Origin of the sequence: Halorubrum laminariae (assembly GCF_024494655.1) — an archaeon.
Lineage (GTDB): Archaea > Halobacteriota > Halobacteria > Halobacteriales > Haloferacaceae > Halorubrum > Halorubrum laminariae.
Window position 1 is genome coordinate 1 of the sequence record NZ_JANHDL010000021.1, and the last position, 16,147, is coordinate 16,147.

The following is a 16,147-nucleotide window of genomic DNA, read 5'->3' on the forward strand; positions in this document are numbered from 1 at the left end:
GACAACTTCAAGCAGCGCTCAGCAACCGTTTCTTCGACTCACTCGACGAACTGACAACAGCGATCGACAGTGTTCTTGATCAACTCTCGGTTCCAGAAGTGAGTAATTATTTCTAGTGGATACTATATTTGTGGCGTTCACCCGGGACTGAGACTCGACTTTGATCCAGAAGCCGGTCATGAGAATGTTGGTCGCTTGTTGAGCGAATGTGTCGAGCAAGTTGAACGGTACAATGTTGAATTTGGGATGATAGGGCCCGAAGACGACCAGCCGTAACCACCCAGAAAGTGAACAGCAACCGAGGGGTCATACAGAAGATTGCGACTGCTACTTCCTTAGCCAGCTGCGGCTTCAAATGAATCTCCTAACAAAGGCTCTGAATTTATCGCCCCCGAAAGGGGTGAGGAATAGAAAATGCATATCTCATCTGAGTCCTCGTTCCGGCTGTCGATAGCTCGGAGGCGGTTAGTACAGCTCGATACGCACTCGACCGCTTGATCGGAATCGGTGACGGGGCTTCGACGGCGTTCGACTACTACAAAACGCTAGATGAATCGACGGCTCGGTATCGAGATCATCCCCGATACGATGGCCTTGACCCAGCGCTATCCCTGCAGTCAAAGAAGGGGAAGCAACTCCTCGAAGACGCTGTCGAGGCACAAGAAGCGTGGTTCCATGAGACCCTCGACAAACTACGAGTGAAACTCGAATCCCTCGATTATGAGTTCGTGATGGACGACGTCGATCTCACTCGGTTCGATTGTTATCGACTCGGCCAATTCGCCGGCCCCTCCGTCTGGATCTACGACCAACACGGCGCCGGGCTTCGCTCTCAGTCAGCGGTCGAACAGCATCTCGAACACAACAGTGAGGACGAGTTCTGGGTGGTCCCCGCTGATGTCCACTACTGAGCATTCCGTCCGAAATTTATCCTCGACGAATCGGTGTGGGTCGTGTACTTCGGATCCGCTCACTCTGGAGTTCTCCGCGGAGGCTCGATGAGCTTCTATGCGACAGTCGTCGGGTACATCCAGTACCAGAGCCAGACGTTCCTCGATGCCGCACTCGACAAGCTCCGATATGGAGGTTGGCTCGACACCGAGAACCAGTGGAGGACTGACAGCCGGTCTGAAGGAGACCCCCATCCATCCTCGGTAGATTCCGAAAACCTACTCTTGGTCGTTCCGTCGAATCTATACCGAAACCTCGCTCGGATTTCGACCAGCCTGTTCGTTGGAGCAACTAACGGCGTCCTCGTGATTAGCTCCGTGGATGGCTGCTTTGATGGGTGGGTGGAAAGACCACTTCCTGCAGCCGCTGCTCCAGATCCCACGACAGACGCGATTACGAGTATCGAGGCAGTCGATCTCGAAGCGTTTGCTCGGGAATACGATCTTGGTGTGAAACGGTTCGGAGCCTCGAGCCCTGGCGAATACGCAGCTTGGCAGAATCGAGTTCTCCGCGCATTCCACCGCGAATTTGACCCGGAACTACCACCCCACCTGGCAGGCCCCGACTTCGAGTAATCCGCTTCCAGAGCTCCAATCGATCAACCATGTCTACAGAATCATCCAGCGTCGCGACCAAGCACACTGAACAGCCTGAGAGGAACAGTGCTGAGACTCACGAACGACTCACAATGACCGACCAGTGCCCCGAGTGCTCTGAGGTCAAGCTCAGAAGAGAAGGTACTGAGAGGTACTGTCCTGAGTGTGGGCTCGTCGTCGACGAGGACTGTATCGACCACGGTCCTGAATGGACGCCATACGACGCCGAAGAGCGGCGTCGCGTTGGTGGACCAGTGACGAATGCACGCCACGACTGGGGCATCTCTGCAGAGATTGGCCGGTATCGCGATGCACGAGGCCAGCAACTTCCGGCTGCGAAACGTCGGAAACTGCACCGGCTTCGGCGATGGGACCGCCAAGCCCAGTTCGAAGGGAAGGCAGACCAGAACCTTGCCCATAGACTTTCAGAGATCCGGCGGATTGTCGGTGCGCTCGACCTCCCTGAGAGCATCTGTACGCAGGCGTGCGCCCTCTATCGGACTGCTGCGAACGGGGACCTCATCCGTGGTCGCTCGATTGAAGCAATGGCGGCCGCTGGCGTGTATGCAGCCTGTCGATGTTCGGGACTCCCTCGGACAATCGACGAGGTCGGAGTGGTATCGGCTGTCTCCAGAGAGCGGGTCAGCAACGCGTACAGCGTGCTGAATCACGAACTCAATCTCCCGGCCGTTCCGATGGCTCCCGTTCAGTATGTTCCACGATTCGCATCGGACCTCGATCTCTCACGAGAAGTGCGCCAACGCGCCCTGAAGTTGGCCCGAGAAGCGTCCGAAGCCGGTCTCGGGAACGGCTGTCGACCAACTGGTGTTTCCGCTGCCTGCGTCTATGAGGCTGCTCGGGAGGGTGACGAGAAGGTCACTCAAACGAGTCTCGCTGAACTCGCGAATGTCTCCGCTATGACGCTCCGTGAGCAGTGGAAAAAACTCCAATCGATGCTCGAACGCCCAGCGGAGTCAGGACTGGAGGTACAGAGATGACTTCTTGCGGTGAACGGTCGCCGCCGTCGGTCACCGATGCGGAGTGGACGATTGATTTCGAGCGGGCAGAATGGGCCCCAGGTGACGAATGCCCCAACTGTGGTCACGGGTCGGTTCATGCTATTGTTCGAGCGGGCGTACTCTTCCATGACGACGGAGGTTGGGAGTTCGACGAAACACTGGCTGTATACGAAGCGTTCTGTCCGTCCTGTGACTGGCTTCCGCCGGTTTCGATGTAGCACGATTCCGTCGGCAGCGGGGTAGACGATTCACAGCCAGTGTGTAAACAGAAATCCAGAAACATATTTATACGAATCGGCTCTATTATTTACAGAGATGCTGACGAAGGCCAGCCTTGCACTGCTAGACGCGCTTAGCGCTGGCCGCGAGGCGACGCCAGACGAACTCGCGACCGAAACTGAGTATTCCCAAGACCATATCTACGACATCCTCGATGAGTTGCTTGAGGACAGCTTGCTCACCGAAGCCCGTGGTTCGAAGAACCGGCGTCTCGTCCGAGTGACTGACCATCCAGTCGTCGAGGCATATCGAGATCTCCGTTCGAAACTCGGGCACGTCGACTGGACTGAGATACTCTCACCAGCGACGCTGCGGGTGTGCTGGTACCTCGACGAACCACGTCGAGTGACCGAGATCGCAGACCGACTCGACATCACCCGACAGGGCGTCCACAACGCGTTGTCACCGCTCAAGCACCGGGCAATGCTGTCGCCGTCTGGGCCCGAATACGCGTTGACTGATGACCTCTCGCCGCTGCTGACGTTCGCACGAGAAGCCGTGACCCACGAACATCGCTCGCGAGCTCGCAAACTCGCTCCGAGTGCGACTGTCGAGTGGTGCGACCCGAAGCGAGCACTCGTTCGCGTCCAGACATCCGAGGATACGACCGCACTAGAGTCGGCCGCTGATTGGCGGGTGACTGGACTCGCACGATTCCAGGAGTACGGCTTGCAGTTCTTCCTCGCCGGTGAACCCGCGTTCTGGTACGCTCCGGATGAAGACCTCACTCCCTCGGAGGTCGTGTGCCACACCCTTGTCCTCGATAGCGGGTCGCGACGCGTCAGTTATTCGATGCTGCTGATCGAGAAACTGGATATCGACCAGGAAACCCTCATAGAAACGGCAACGTGGTACGATCTGGAGACAGCGGTGGCCGCGATGTACCGACCCCTTCACGGAGACTTCGAGGTCTCCGAGGACCTCCCGATCTTCCTCCCAAGTGAATCAGAGTTTAGCGCTCTCAAAGAGCAGTACGGTGTCTCATGACTGTATTCAAAGGCGGAGATGCGATCAGAGCGTTCCTCGAAGAGTTCGACAGCTGGCTTTCGGAACCCGTAGACGTGTATCTCCTCGGGGGCTCGGCGATGACAGTGCGGGGGCTGAAAGATCAGACCGAGGATATCGACCTTGCACTGGGTGTCGTTTCCGAGTTCGAGCACGTCTACCAGGCGCTCCAGGCCCAAGGGTTCGCGGTGGTTGACGAGCCGACGGAGTCGTTCGAGGGTGTCGGGAAAACCGTTGAGCTCCATCACGAAGACCGCGGATTTCAGATCGACCTCTTCGAGCGGCAAGTCGTCGGAAAGGTGTGGATCACCGATCGAATGCATGACCGGGCCGAGGAATTCTGGACCGGCGACCACGCGACGGCGTTCATCCTCTCGGACGAGGATATGTTCCTGTTGAAAGCGGTCTCTGGTGGTGACCTGGCGAGTGGCCGCCGACGCGACATCGAGGATATGCGGAAGTACGCCCAGCGTGGCCTCGACTATGAGTCGATCCTGACCGAAATCGGCGAACAGCGTCCATTCAACACGGGGTCGACTGAAGCACGACACATCCGCGACCGTTCCCATCCGCTGTTCACTATCGAGATGGCGGTCAATTCACTGTCGGGCCTCCCGAATTCGTTCACGTCTCGTATCTCAGATTTCGCGACAGAGTTCGAAGTCGAGTATACCGTCCTGGGTGCGGTCGATGATGGACTAACCGATATCGAAAAAACTCGGGACCGCGTTCTCTCGAACGTGAGAGCGCTTTCTGACGACCAGATGGACGCTGTTGACGATGCGATTGCTCGGTTAGTCGAAAAACAGATTCTAAAGCGCGAGGAGACCACAGTCCGACTTCAGTAACTCCAGACCGCTTGTTGTACTTCTCGCGTCGTGAGTCGCATATCGGCCGTACTCCCGAGTCGAAATTTATCATCTCTGAAGAGACTGAGGGGAAGGCGAGTTGACTCAACAATCGCCCGTCGGACTCGTGCTTTCACTCAATCGCGCCATAGAATCCCATGAGTATAGAAACATCCACAGACCGTTCTGACGAAGAACAGACTGAGAACAGTCGTTCAGATGCGTCTGCACGACCCGGGACTGTCACGGAACCCTCCGAACAACTACCAGATTTCGTCGACATCTCTGGTCTCGACACGGAACAAGCGGCCCGTCTCCGCGAACAGGGAATCAAAACGATCCAGGCTCTCGAAGTCGCTGACTCCGAAACAATCGCGGAGTTTGCAAACGTCAGCGTGGAACAGGCTGTAGACTGGCTGGAGCAAGCCCGAGATCTCGAATCCGAGACAGAGGCAGAACCAGAGGAAGATGTCGATACTGATGGGGAGGAAGCAACGGATGAGATTCCTTCAGAGCCGCCGTCGACGTTCCGAGCAACCATCCAATCGAGTGCTGTGTTGAATAGCGATCTAATCAGCTGTTATCACGGAGTAGAAGGACGAAGCCGAGGAAATCGATTCTGTCCATGGAAGTCGATCTCCTCGACTTCGTTGAGCAGTGTCGTCGCCTAGTCAAACAAGCGTTGTGAAAGCACGCGGGCGAGCCCGCCAGCGGCGGGTTCGCCCGCTGGAAACACGTTGTGCTACACTGTCTTCGGCTCGAAGACGGTCACAGCTACCGAGAAACGCCGAATCGGCTGAAGTATATGGCCGAGATTCGTGACGCACTCGGCTTAGATCCAGACGATCTCCCAGACTACAGCACGATCTACAAGTCGTTTGATCGGCTGAAAATGTGGGTATGGCGGGCGCTGCTGCGCGTTTCCGCGCAGCAGCACCCGCAGTCCGGACACGCTGCGCTCGACAGCACGTTCTTCGACCGGCGACGTGCCTCCTCGTACTTTCGCCAGCGGGCAGGACGGACGATACAGACGCTGAAAGTGACGACATTGACTGATGTGGAATCACTAGCTGTTCTCGACGTTCACATCACAGCGCGGTGGAAGCATGACACGAAGACCGGACCGCAGGTCGTCCGCCGAAACGCGGACGACCTGCAGTCCGTCGCCGCCGACAACGGCTTCCAAGACTGGCACACCGAGTACGAAATCGCCGCACACGACATCGATTACCTCGTTCATTATCGCGGCTCGTCAGCGAACGCAGCCGCAAAAAAACGCTCTGAACCGGGCAAAGGGCTACTCTCAGCGGTGGATGGCCGAAACATCCTACTCGACAACCAAGCGCTCGCTCGGCGATGCCGTGCGAGCGCTTGGCTGGTATCGGCAGTTCCGTGAAATCGTCTTGATGTTCGCCATTACCAACATAGAACCACTGTGTGAGCCGCTGTAACCGTGACTCAGCATCTATTCAACACAGCACAGCACTCGGGACTCTAGGATTTCACCGAGGTCAAGTCGATCGGGGATATCCCGCAGACTCCCGGACGCGGTCCTAACTGCGTCGTCCGCAGCTCGTCGAGTAGGCTCCGTTGTGAAGACCGCGTGAGTCGGCTGGGGTGTTCCGTCGACGTATGGAACAGTTCCGTCTGCGCCGTCCATTTTTTCGAACAACCAGTCTAAGAACGATGAGTCCAGGAACAGCATATCACAGGCGACCACGGCAACCACTGGTTCGGAGACGGTTTCGAGTGCGGTCCGCAGTCCAGCTGCGGGTCCCGAATCCGGCACCGGGTCACAGACGAACTCGACGTCTGCCGTTGTCGAATCAAGCGCGCTCTCGAAGTCTGCCTGTTGGTCTCGTCGACAATTAATGAGTATTCGATCGGCTGTCGGGTCCACTCTCGTGACGACGTGGGTAATAACGGGACGTTTATTTACTTCTGCTAGCGCCTTTTCTTGCTCGCCGAACCTGGTAGAGTATCCGCCTGCAAGCACAACGCCTACCCGTTTCTGGGAACTCATTCTAGATCACCTACGCTTCCGTGAGCATGTCGCGATATACTCTTAATCTTGTTTGATCCACGTCTTGCTGACTGCCCCCCGAATACACCTCAACGTCTCTGACACCGAGACGCTCTAGGTGTTCACTCCTCCTACCTCCTCGAGCTACCGGGACACGTCCCGGTCCGACGTCGAGACCTTGGCGTAGATCGCCACGGTCGCGGGTCCGCTCTCACTCGTATTTTCGAGTACACGCCGCTACATTAACCAAGTGGGGTTACTGCGGTTTTGTGTATAGCACTACCTTCTCGGCGCAGTTGAGAGATGTCTTAGGAATACAGGGCGGCTGAGCACCGGCTGCTCCGATCTTCTTGCTCCAAAGCGATCAGCGACTACGCCCGTCTCACCGACGGTACTGAGTAGATCGGTTTGGAGTTCGTAGAGCTGAGACCCCACGAGATTATTGAACCCGGTATTCAACTGTACCTCGTTGAACTATCGATTTTCAATATAAAATACTATCTTGATATATTGAGTGTCAGACGACCCAGGACAGCAATTCACAACTTAGTTCAGAAGCCGATCGACAGCTAACTGACGGTGCGAGTCGAGTCACGTTCCGGTCGATAAGACTGCGATTCAGATCGGCACCAACAGATGCTGGCTGTACACTACTGTCGACCCCCGTACAAATAAATCCTCCACGTTGACGTATTTTTGACCCAAAATCAACGACTCCCGCTGTTGTTTCTCTCGAAGTTTGGTGATTATCAACACGTTAACGATGAACGCGTCTTCGTTGCTGATGGTCAAGATCCCGCAGCTACACTCGTGCGGATCTCACTCAGATTTTAACTCGCTCACCATAGTAATCGGAATGCGGTAAGACACATATTTTTAGAGGTAGAAAAATATACTTATTTGTTCCTATATACATTCAAAATGCGGAGCCGACGACAGAAGAATCATGGCCCCGAGCTGTCACCGTCTGCTGGAACCGATGCTAAACATAACACAACCGGTCTGATGAGCGGCCTCCGCTATTAGAAAACGCCGAGCCTCACTTTGACCTCATGTGAACCGCCATGCAACTGCCGTTAGTGGTTGTCGTAGACGGTTTTCTCGATCGTGTAGAACTCCAAGCCCTCGTCGCCTTGCTCGCGCCACGTTTCCGAGGAGGACCGCTTGAACCCGCCAAATGGGACGTGAAGCTCCAATCCGGTCGTCTTCTCGTTGACCTTCACGACACCGGCCTCGGCCTTGTCGATGAACTGCTTGGCCTCGGTGTGGTCGTCGGTGACGACGCTGGCCGAGAGTCCGTACTCGACGTCGTTGGCGACGTGGACCCCCTCGTCGAAGTCGCTGACCTTGATGACGGCGACGACCGGGCCGAAGACCTCCTCGCACGCGATCGTGTCGTCGTTTTCAACATCGGTCAGGACGGTCGGTTCGACGAAGTGGCCGGTCTCAACCGCCTCACCGGTTGGCTGGCTGCCCCCCGCGGCAACCGTCGCCCCCTCATCGCGAGCGATGTCAATATACTCCAGCGTCGACTCCAGTTCGTCGGCGCTGACCTGCGGCCCCATCTCGTGGTCGACCCCCGGACCGATGTCGATGGCCTCGGCCGCGTCGACGAGTTCGTCGACGAACTCGTCGTACACGTCCTCGTGAACAACCGCGCGGGAACACGCAGTACACGACTGGCCGGTCGTCCCGAAGCCGCCGGTCGCGACGATCTCGGCGGCCTCCGCAGGGTCGGCTGAGTCGGTGACCAGCGTGGGGTTCTTCCCGCCCATCTCGGTCTGGACCCGCTTGCCGGCGTCCGTGGCCTGATCGTAAACCAGCTCACCGACCTGTCCGCTGCCGGTGAAGGAGACGGCGTCGGTGCCCTCGCTGGTGATGAACTCGTTGCCGACTTCGCTTCCGGGGCCGGTTACGACGTTGAGCACGCCGGCGGGGAGCCCGGCCTTGTCCAGCGCCTCTGTGACCGCGAGGACGACCCCCGGGGCGGCGCTCGCGGGGTTGATGACGACGGAATTCCCCGCTGCGAGCGCAGGGGCAAGCTTCCAGGCCGGAATCGCGATAGGGTAGTTCCACGGCGTGATCAGCGCCGCGACGCCGACCGGCTCCTTGCGCGTGTAGAGGGTCGTGTCACGGCTGCTGGAGGCCTTCATCGTCCCGCCGAGGTCCGACGCCTTCCCGGCGAAGTAGTGGAAGATGTCGATCGCGCGCTGTACCTCGCCGGCCGCCTCGGGACGGGCCTTCCCCTCCTCTTCGACGAGCATCGTGGTGAGCTCGTCTTTCCGATCAGCGAGGATCATCCCCGCCTGCCGGAGGATGCGACCGCGCTCCGGGCCGGGCGTAGCCGCCCACTCGTCCTGCGCGTCGACCGCCGCGTCGACCGCCTCGACGGCGTCCGCCGCGCTGGACTGCTGGTAGCTCGCTATCGTCTCATCGGGAGCTGCGGGGTTGTGGACCTCGAACGTGTCGCCGCTTTCCGATTCAATCCACTCCCCGTCGATATAGTTCTCGTGAGCTGTCGCCATTCCATTCAAGTACTCTCTCTGCTGGTATAGATTAGTTGCGGTGTCACGGGTATTCGCCTCTTCTGGCTCCGGCGAATCGCTAGACTGCCGCTTTCGGGCATTAAAACGGTCGGCACCGCCGATACAGTGACGCGAGTGTGTCCGTCGATCACCGTCCGCTCCAGGACAGTCAGTACACCTAGCCGGGCTGCCAACTCTCCGGTCGCAATCTCGGTGAAAAGTACTGAGCCGACGGTACCGTCCCGAAGCTGTCTGTGACCGCCGTTTTACCGCTCAAGTACACGCTCGGGGTCGCCGTGTGCGAAGCTGGGAGGCTGTGAAAATGTCTTGCTGTGTCTCGCTAACTGCGACGACCTGGCTGCATATCCCACGACGATTCACAACGGCCTCCTGCCGCGGCTCGTCGCCACCTCTCAGTCGCTTCAGTCTGCGCTATGGAGCGGTATGAATCCGCAACTCGGACAGCCATTATGCTTTGTTGTCCTGTAATCCATCTCTGTGCCGCAGTTCGTACACTCGTAATGGAATGGTGCCATCAGACGTCTTTTGATCGATCCTACATATATATTTTGTAGGTATCCTCATTAAAAACGGTACTATGAGTGTTAGTAATCTCGAAGATTCACTTCGATTCGGTTCTTCGTCACGAGTAATCGTTCCCGAAGGGTTTCACGATACCATTCTCCTTTCATGTCGGCTGCGGGCCCCGAGAGACTAATCGCGCCGATTACTGCGTCGTCGGAACCGAACACCGGTACTCCGACGCATCGGAGCCCGGGACCATACTCCTCTTCGTCGAACGCGACGCCGCGATCACGAACCCGTTTGAGTTCGTCCAGTAGCTTTTCGCGTTCGGTGATAGTGTTCTCAGTGTAGCCGACTAGGTCCATCGATTCGAGTAATGTCTCGAGCCGATCTGACGAAGCGTGAGCGAGAATCGATTTACCGGTAGCCGTACAGTGTAAGTCATGTCTCTCGCCGGCCCGCGTCGAAAAGCGAACGTCGTCGCTTCCGCGAGATCGGTACAGGTAGACTCCTTCACCATGCTCTTCGGCACTCAGATTACCAACTACGTCCAACCCTTCGACGAGGGATTCGATTTGCGGTCGCGCTATCTCGAACAGGTCCGTCTGCATCCGTGCCGTCTCGCCGATGCGAAGGAAACGGAGCCCGAGTCGATATCGACCGTCCTCATTTACGACATACCCGCGTTCGCGAAGCGTTGTCAGATGGTTGTGCACGGTGCTTTTCGAAACACCGACCGAATCGGCAATTTCGGTCACACCGGCCTTATCCGCCTGCTCTAGGTATTCTACCACTGATAAGAGGGTGGTAATCGATTCGACAGGGGCATTTGTGCGGTCCATGGACGAAGCGTACTCACCGGGTGCACTTGTAATTAGCTCAAAACTGTTTTGTATGACAGAACGCTTGCATTATTTTTGTTTCTGCTACCGTAGTGCTGTCAGTACTCCCTTCTCCGGTTTAATTCGAGTTCCGTGACGATTGCTCATGCGTTCGTGTGGAGGGCAGTACTATCTGACCGTTCCGTTCTGTGGGACAGGAACGTTTCTCTGAGCGTTCCTTTCGTGCGTATTCTCTCCTGACCAAGCGATTTGCCGTGCGGAATTTGGGCAAGGGATTACAGTAGTACGACTGTAATACCGACGGTGTCCAGAGCGACCGACAATTCTTTGTTCTGGTAGACAGAACACTGAAGGGTGTAACCAGCACACTATCTATTACTGTGCCGCTCAATCGAATCAGGTTCGGTGACGAACACCCGACTCGATACTGATTCGACCGAAGAGAACCTGAATCGCCCTATCAGTGGCTCTGAAGGTCGTTTGAGATGATAGAACGACCGATCAGCGGGTCGATCTCCGAGAGTATTTCCGCGGGGCGACTCGATTTAGCTGGTCCCATCACTCGAACTGTAGTTTAGTTCGATTATATTTCTGGCCGAGAGGAGCTCCTTTCGAAACTCCTCTTCGACATCGGGTTCTCGCAAGCGGTGCGCAGGGCCGGTGATACTGAGGCCGCCGAGAACGCCACCGGTTGAATCCTTGATCACCGTCGAGACCGACGCCATCCCCATCCTGTATTCTTCGTGGTCGAAGGAGACGCCGCTCTCGCGGATCCGTTCGAACCGTTCTTCGAGTTCGTCACGCTCCGTGACCGTGTTTTCCGTGTGTGCGGGCATTCCGTGTCGGTCGAGTATCTCGGTTACGCGGTTGTCGGAGTACTGTGCGAGGAACGCTTTGCCGACGGCAGAGGCGTGCATATGAAAGTGCGTCCCGTCGGTAAAGTCGTACGAGATGCTGAGATCGTTCTGAACGACATCGAGCGCGACGCACATTCCGTTCTGTTCGACGGACAGCGTGACGAATTCGCTGCTGGTTTTTTCGGCGAGGGCATTCACTTCCGGCTTCGCTACGTTGTATAGCGTGACGTCGTCGCGAACGGATCCCCCGAGTTCCAAATACCGGAAGCTGAGTTCGTACGCACCGTTGTCCTCGTTCTGTACCACGTACCCCAATTGCTGAAGCGTGCTCAGGTAGTCGTGAACAATGCTCGCCGGTCTGTCGATCGTCTCTGCGATCGCGGTCACACCACGCTCACCGTCTTTCTGGAGTGCCGTCACGATATCGTCCATCGTCAGTAACGCCTTGATCGGACGGTTAGCTTCGTCATCCATACCCTTGCTATCAGGGCCATCGCACATATACATTCGGAATTGTCGAATATAGTGATCGGAGCAAGCGGTCCAAATCGAGGAAGCGAAGATATATCCATAACTATTGATCATGTTCGTGCTGATTCATTCGATAATACCGAATTTAGCGCCCGTTTTTTAAATCATGAAGGTTCCGCTCTTCTGGCGAATAGCCACTCTAGAAGCGCTCTATGGCTACTTTCGCTATTCAAGATGAGGAAAGAGTTATTAGGGGGAGTCAGTGTATGTCTGTGTAGAGCATGGCACAAGATACCCAGGGGACGAGACAAGACCGTCGATCGGAGTCGGAACTAACGCTAGTCGACGCGGATGTCCACCAGCGGTGGGCGGACGACGAAGCGATCGCCCAATACCTTCCGGACCGCTACAGAGACGATGGGCTGGTGCTCCCAGAGCTGTTGTACCGAAACCCCGGGGAGTTCCTCCGGCAAGACGAGAAGACGGAGGACGGGAACAAACCGGGAACCGATCTTCAAAAAATCTGCGACGATCACCTAGACAAGCACGACATCGACTACGCGATGTTGACCGGGAACTCGTGGTTCAACCTCGCGGCACTGCCTCACCGCGATTACGCGCACGAGCTCGCTCGGGCGCACAACGAGTGGTTGGTGAACGACGTTCTTCCGGTCGACGACCGGTTTATCGGATCGATGTACGTCGCACCGAAGGCGCCAGAGAAAGCCGCGGAGCTCATCCGCGAATACGGCGACCACCCACAGATCCGTCAGGTGATGCTGCCCGGCGGAGCCGAAGTGCCGTACGGTCGGCCCCAGTACTGGCCGATGTACGAGGCCGCCGAAGAACAGAACCTCGCCATGGCGGTCCACCCGTTCTCGGAAGGGCACGGAACGAGCAACCCGCCGACCGGTGCCGGCCATCCGAACAATTACATCGAGTGGCACACGCTCCTCGGCTCGTACTACATGGGACAGCTCGCCTCGATCGTCACCGAGGGCGTCCTCGTCGAGTATCCCGACCTGCGGTGGGCGTTCATCGAGGGCGGTTACGGGTGGGTCCCCCACTTCATGTGGCGGCTTGATAAGAACTGGAAGGGGCTCCGCTCGCAGGTCCCGTGGTTGGAGGAGAAGCCGAGCCACTACATCCGAAACAACGTCTGGTTCGCCAGCCAGCCCGTCGAGGAGCCCGAGCAGCCGGAGTTCCACGACTACATCCTCGAGATGATGCACGCGGACGAGATGCTCATCTACGCGTCGGACTATCCACACTGGGACGGTGACGATCCCACGTGGGGGCTGCCGCCAATGGACGACGACATGGAGCAAGCGATCAAACACGAGAACGCGGCCGAGTTGTGGGATCTCCCGACGGACGGAAGCAAACTGAAGTGATTCCAATGACGAAAAAACGATTCGAGATCTGTCCGGCTGCCGAATTCGACGCCGGCGAGCGGCTCATCGTCGACCTCGACGGATTCTCGGTCGGCGTTTTCAACGTCGACGGGGAGTACCACGCGATGAAAAACGACTGCCCGCACCAGCGCGCACCGCTCTGTGAGGGGAAACTCGGCGGCACCACGGAATCGGACAGCCCCGGCGAGTACGAGTGGGTTCGGCCGGGACAGGTCGTTCGCTGCCCGTGGCACGGGTGGGAGTTCGACGTCACGACGGGCGAGTCGGTTTTCAACCCGCACAAGGTGAAAGCCAAAACGTTCGAGACGCGGGTCGAACCGTCCGAATGTGAGGACACCGTCGCCGACGGCGGCTGTGAAGGGTGTGGTGCCGACTTGGAGGGGGACGAACCGCCGGTCGAGACGTACGACGTGGAAGTCGAACAGGGAACGGTTGTGGTCTACCTATGAGCGCAGATTCGGAGAGCGCCATCGCTGCCCTCCGCGACGAGATCGACCCGTTCGTCTTTCTCGGCGGAGCGATCGCGACCATCATCGCGATCGGCTACATCGCCGCCCGTCCGGGTGCAGCGGGGGAGTTCCTCACGAACGCGAATACGTTCCTCTGGAGCGAACTCGGATGGGTGTTCCTCTGGGCGATGTTCCTCGCCGTCGCGTTCTGCCTGTGGCTGCTGGTCGGACCGTGGGGGAAAATCAAGCTCGGCGGACCCGACGAGGAACCGGAATTCTCGTACACCTCGTTCCTCGCGATGCTGTTCTCCGCGGGCCTCTCGACCGGGCTGGTCTTCTACGGCCCGGCCGAAGCGCTGTTCCACTACTCTTCGGGGCCGCCGTATTTCGGTGCCGAAGCCGAGAGCGCCGCTGCTGTCCCCGACGCGATCCAGTATACGATGCTCCACTGGGGTATCTCCCCGTGGTCAGCGTACCTGATCGTCGGTGTGACGATTGCCTACTACGTCCACCGTAAGGGCGCTCCGATCAAACCGTCAACCGTGTTCGCCCCCTTCATCGGCGTCGAGAATCTCGACAAGAAATGGGTGAAGCCGCTCGACCTCTTGATGGTCATCGTCTCAGTTGGCGGCGTCGCCGTCTCGCTCGGGTTCGTCGTCACTCAGTTCCTCGGCGGGATCTCCCACAACTACGGCGTCGAGGTCGGAAATCTCGGAACAATACTGGTGACCGTCGGCCTGACCGTCGGGTTCACCATTTCCGCAGCTCTGGGTGTCAAACGCGGCATCCGTCGCGTCTCGACGTTCAACATGTATCTATTCCTGTTCCTCCTCGCGGTCGCGTTCGTGTTCGGTCCGACATCGTTCCTGCTCAACACCGGAACGGAGGCGCTCGGCGGGTACATCAACAGCTTCGTCGACATGAGTCTCTATTCGAACTCGGCGAACGGCGCCGAGTGGGTCGGTAGCTGGACCGTCTTCTACTGGGCCTGGTGGTTCTCGTTCGCGCCGATGATTGGTATCTTCATCACGCGGATCTGTCGCGGTCGAACGATCCGGCAAGTCGTCTTTGCGGGACTCATCGGAACCACCGCAGCCTCGTTCCCCTGGTTCATCGTCATGGGCGGGTCGTCGCTGTGGGTCCAAACGAGGGGCACCGTCGATCTGCTCTCCATCGTGTTCGAGCAAGGACGCGAAGTCGCCGCGTTCCCGCTGTTCGAGACGCTCATGCCCTTCGGCGGCATCTTCGCCGCCGCCTACTTGCTTCTCGTCCTCACGTTCCTCATCACGACCGTCGACTCGACGACGCTGAGTCTCGCGATGTTCACCACGGACGGGAGCGAGCATCCGTCGACGATCAATCGCGTCCTCTGGGGCGGACTCGTGGGCTTGCTCTCCTCGCTGCTGCTCATCACCGGCGGACTCGAGGCGCTCCAGAACTTCGTCGTCCTGCTCGGGTTCCCGATCGCGTTCGTCATCGGGCTGTGTTTCATCGGACTCACCATCGAACTCGAGCGGACTCGTCCCGTCTTGTTGACCGAACGCCACAAGAAAGCCGACCGCGAGAGCGAGGATCAGCAGACGGTCGTCGATTATCTCTCGGATCGCCGTCCCGCCTGGGCGGGTGGTTCCGACGACTGAAGTTCGGTTCACCCGACGATTTCTCCCGGTCCGTTCTCGAGACTACAAGTCGGCAGTATCTTTCCTCAGTACGACCACCTCACCGGCGATCGTGCATGGACCACCAGCCGTTCCGTAAGAATGAGCCGAGAGCGACGTTACGGATCAGTCGAGAGCGACGTTAACGACCGGCGCAGGCGATTCGAACATCACGTCCTGTGTGACGCTTCCGAACAGCGCCTTCCCGGTCGGTGACCGCTGCCGTCCACCGATAACGACGTAGCGCGCATCCTGCTCCTCAGCGTACGCCGAGATCTCGGCTGCTGGGTCGCCGACGCGGACCGAGACAGTGGGTTCTGGCAGCGTCGACTCGCCCGTCGCCCGGGACACGATGTTCTCACCGATTTGTTGTACCTCATAATTATCGGTCAGATCCTGTCCTTCGATGTCTTTCTCGAGGACTTTGACGAGTTCGGACCGTTGGAGGACGTGAACCGCGTGTACCGCTTCGTCGAAATTGGTCGCTATCGTCTGTGCTTCTTGGAGAACGGGTGCTGCTCGCTCCGAATCGTCAATGGCTGCCACAATAACCATACTCCGATGTTCGATTCGATCCACAAAGAGATTCCGGGAACAAGACGGTCGCGAGCAACCGCTGCACAGAAACGCGGCGGGTAACGACCGAATTATTCCGCATTTTCCCCTAGTTTTAAGCCGGTTCGG

13 protein-coding genes and 3 pseudogenes are annotated in these 16,147 nt (G+C 57.8%); 11 read left to right on the forward strand and 5 right to left on the reverse strand.

From position 1 onward, the window contains the following. The 8 genes and pseudogenes from NO887_RS17370 to NO887_RS17400 all read left to right on the forward strand — a co-directional run. Nucleotides 1–116: pseudogene (locus tag NO887_RS17370) on the forward strand (IS630 family transposase); the annotation flags it as partial. A gap of 330 nt (nt 117–446) precedes the next feature. Next, nucleotides 447–911 (forward strand): annotated as a pseudogene (locus NO887_RS17375) (DUF7995 family protein); the annotation flags it as partial. An 87-nt stretch (nt 912–998) separates the two neighbouring features. Continuing rightward, entirely contained in the window at nt 999–1,526 is a 528-nt protein-coding gene (locus tag NO887_RS17380; RefSeq protein WP_256419440.1) for a hypothetical protein, read from the forward strand. A 113-nt stretch (nt 1,527–1,639) separates the two neighbouring features. Next, entirely contained in the window at nt 1,640–2,545 is a 906-nt protein-coding gene (locus tag NO887_RS17385) for a transcription initiation factor IIB (protein ID WP_256419441.1), read from the forward strand. 336 nt (nt 2,546–2,881) lie between these two features. Beyond that, entirely contained in the window at nt 2,882–3,832 is a 951-nt protein-coding gene (locus NO887_RS17390; RefSeq protein WP_256419442.1) for a MarR family transcriptional regulator, read from the forward strand. Next, on the forward strand, nt 3,829–4,698 hold the full coding sequence (locus NO887_RS17395) for a hypothetical protein (protein ID WP_256419443.1): 870 nt from the start codon (nt 3,829–3,831) through the stop codon (nt 4,696–4,698). Before NO887_RS17390 ends, NO887_RS17395 begins: the two co-directional genes overlap by 4 nt. A 158-nt stretch (nt 4,699–4,856) precedes the next feature. After that, nucleotides 4,857–5,369 (forward strand): helix-hairpin-helix domain-containing protein, encoded by a 513-nt coding sequence (locus NO887_RS18720; RefSeq protein ID WP_379812611.1) that lies wholly within the window; start codon nt 4,857–4,859, stop codon nt 5,367–5,369. Continuing rightward, nucleotides 5,324–6,149, forward strand: a pseudogene (locus NO887_RS17400) (IS5-like element ISHla3 family transposase). Before NO887_RS18720 ends, NO887_RS17400 begins: the two are co-directional and overlap by 46 nt. A 14-nt stretch (nt 6,150–6,163) precedes the next feature. Here the strand turns inward: NO887_RS17400 and NO887_RS17405 are convergent. The 4 genes from NO887_RS17405 to NO887_RS17420 all read right to left on the reverse strand — a co-directional run bounded on the left by NO887_RS17405 (nt 6,164) and on the right by NO887_RS17420 (nt 11,944). Then, nucleotides 6,164–6,721 carry a molybdenum cofactor guanylyltransferase gene (locus NO887_RS17405; protein ID WP_256419444.1) on the reverse strand — a complete coding sequence of 186 codons (558 nt, stop codon included), beginning with the start codon at nt 6,719–6,721 and terminating at the stop codon, nt 6,164–6,166. A gap of 1,076 nt (nt 6,722–7,797) precedes the next feature. Beyond that, a complete protein-coding gene (xacF, locus tag NO887_RS17410) occupies nt 7,798–9,246 on the reverse strand; it encodes a 2,5-dioxovalerate dehydrogenase (RefSeq protein ID WP_256419445.1) in 1,449 nt (482 codons plus the stop codon). 605 nt (nt 9,247–9,851) lie between these two features. Next, nucleotides 9,852–10,613, reverse strand: coding sequence for an IclR family transcriptional regulator (locus NO887_RS17415; protein ID WP_256419446.1), 762 nt, complete (start codon nt 10,611–10,613; stop codon nt 9,852–9,854). A gap of 545 nt (nt 10,614–11,158) precedes the next feature. Then, nucleotides 11,159–11,944, reverse strand: a complete 786-nt coding sequence (locus NO887_RS17420; RefSeq protein ID WP_256419447.1) for an IclR family transcriptional regulator — start codon at nt 11,942–11,944, stop codon at nt 11,159–11,161. A gap of 278 nt (nt 11,945–12,222) precedes the next feature. On the opposite strand from NO887_RS17420, the gene NO887_RS17425 reads away from it, so the two are divergent. The 3 genes from NO887_RS17425 to NO887_RS17435 are packed head-to-tail and all read left to right on the forward strand — an operon-like array spanning nt 12,223 to nt 15,445. Further along, complete coding sequence (locus NO887_RS17425; protein ID WP_123115004.1) at nt 12,223–13,335, forward strand: amidohydrolase family protein; 1,113 nt, start codon at nt 12,223–12,225, stop codon at nt 13,333–13,335. 5 nt (nt 13,336–13,340) lie between these two features. Next, the gene (locus NO887_RS17430) at nt 13,341–13,805 is read left to right on the forward strand and encodes a Rieske (2Fe-2S) protein (RefSeq protein ID WP_123115003.1); all 465 of its coding nucleotides are present in this window, start codon (nt 13,341–13,343) and stop codon (nt 13,803–13,805) included. After that, the gene (locus NO887_RS17435; protein ID WP_256419448.1) at nt 13,802–15,445 is read left to right on the forward strand and encodes a BCCT family transporter; all 1,644 of its coding nucleotides are present in this window, start codon (nt 13,802–13,804) and stop codon (nt 15,443–15,445) included. The genes NO887_RS17430 and NO887_RS17435 overlap by 4 nt, the downstream gene beginning before the upstream one ends. A 144-nt stretch (nt 15,446–15,589) precedes the next feature. On the opposite strand, the gene NO887_RS17440 is transcribed toward NO887_RS17435, so the two are convergent. Beyond that, nucleotides 15,590–16,018, reverse strand: a complete 429-nt coding sequence (locus NO887_RS17440) for a universal stress protein (RefSeq protein ID WP_137783727.1) — start codon at nt 16,016–16,018, stop codon at nt 15,590–15,592. Nucleotides 16,019–16,147 lie beyond the last annotated feature (129 nt).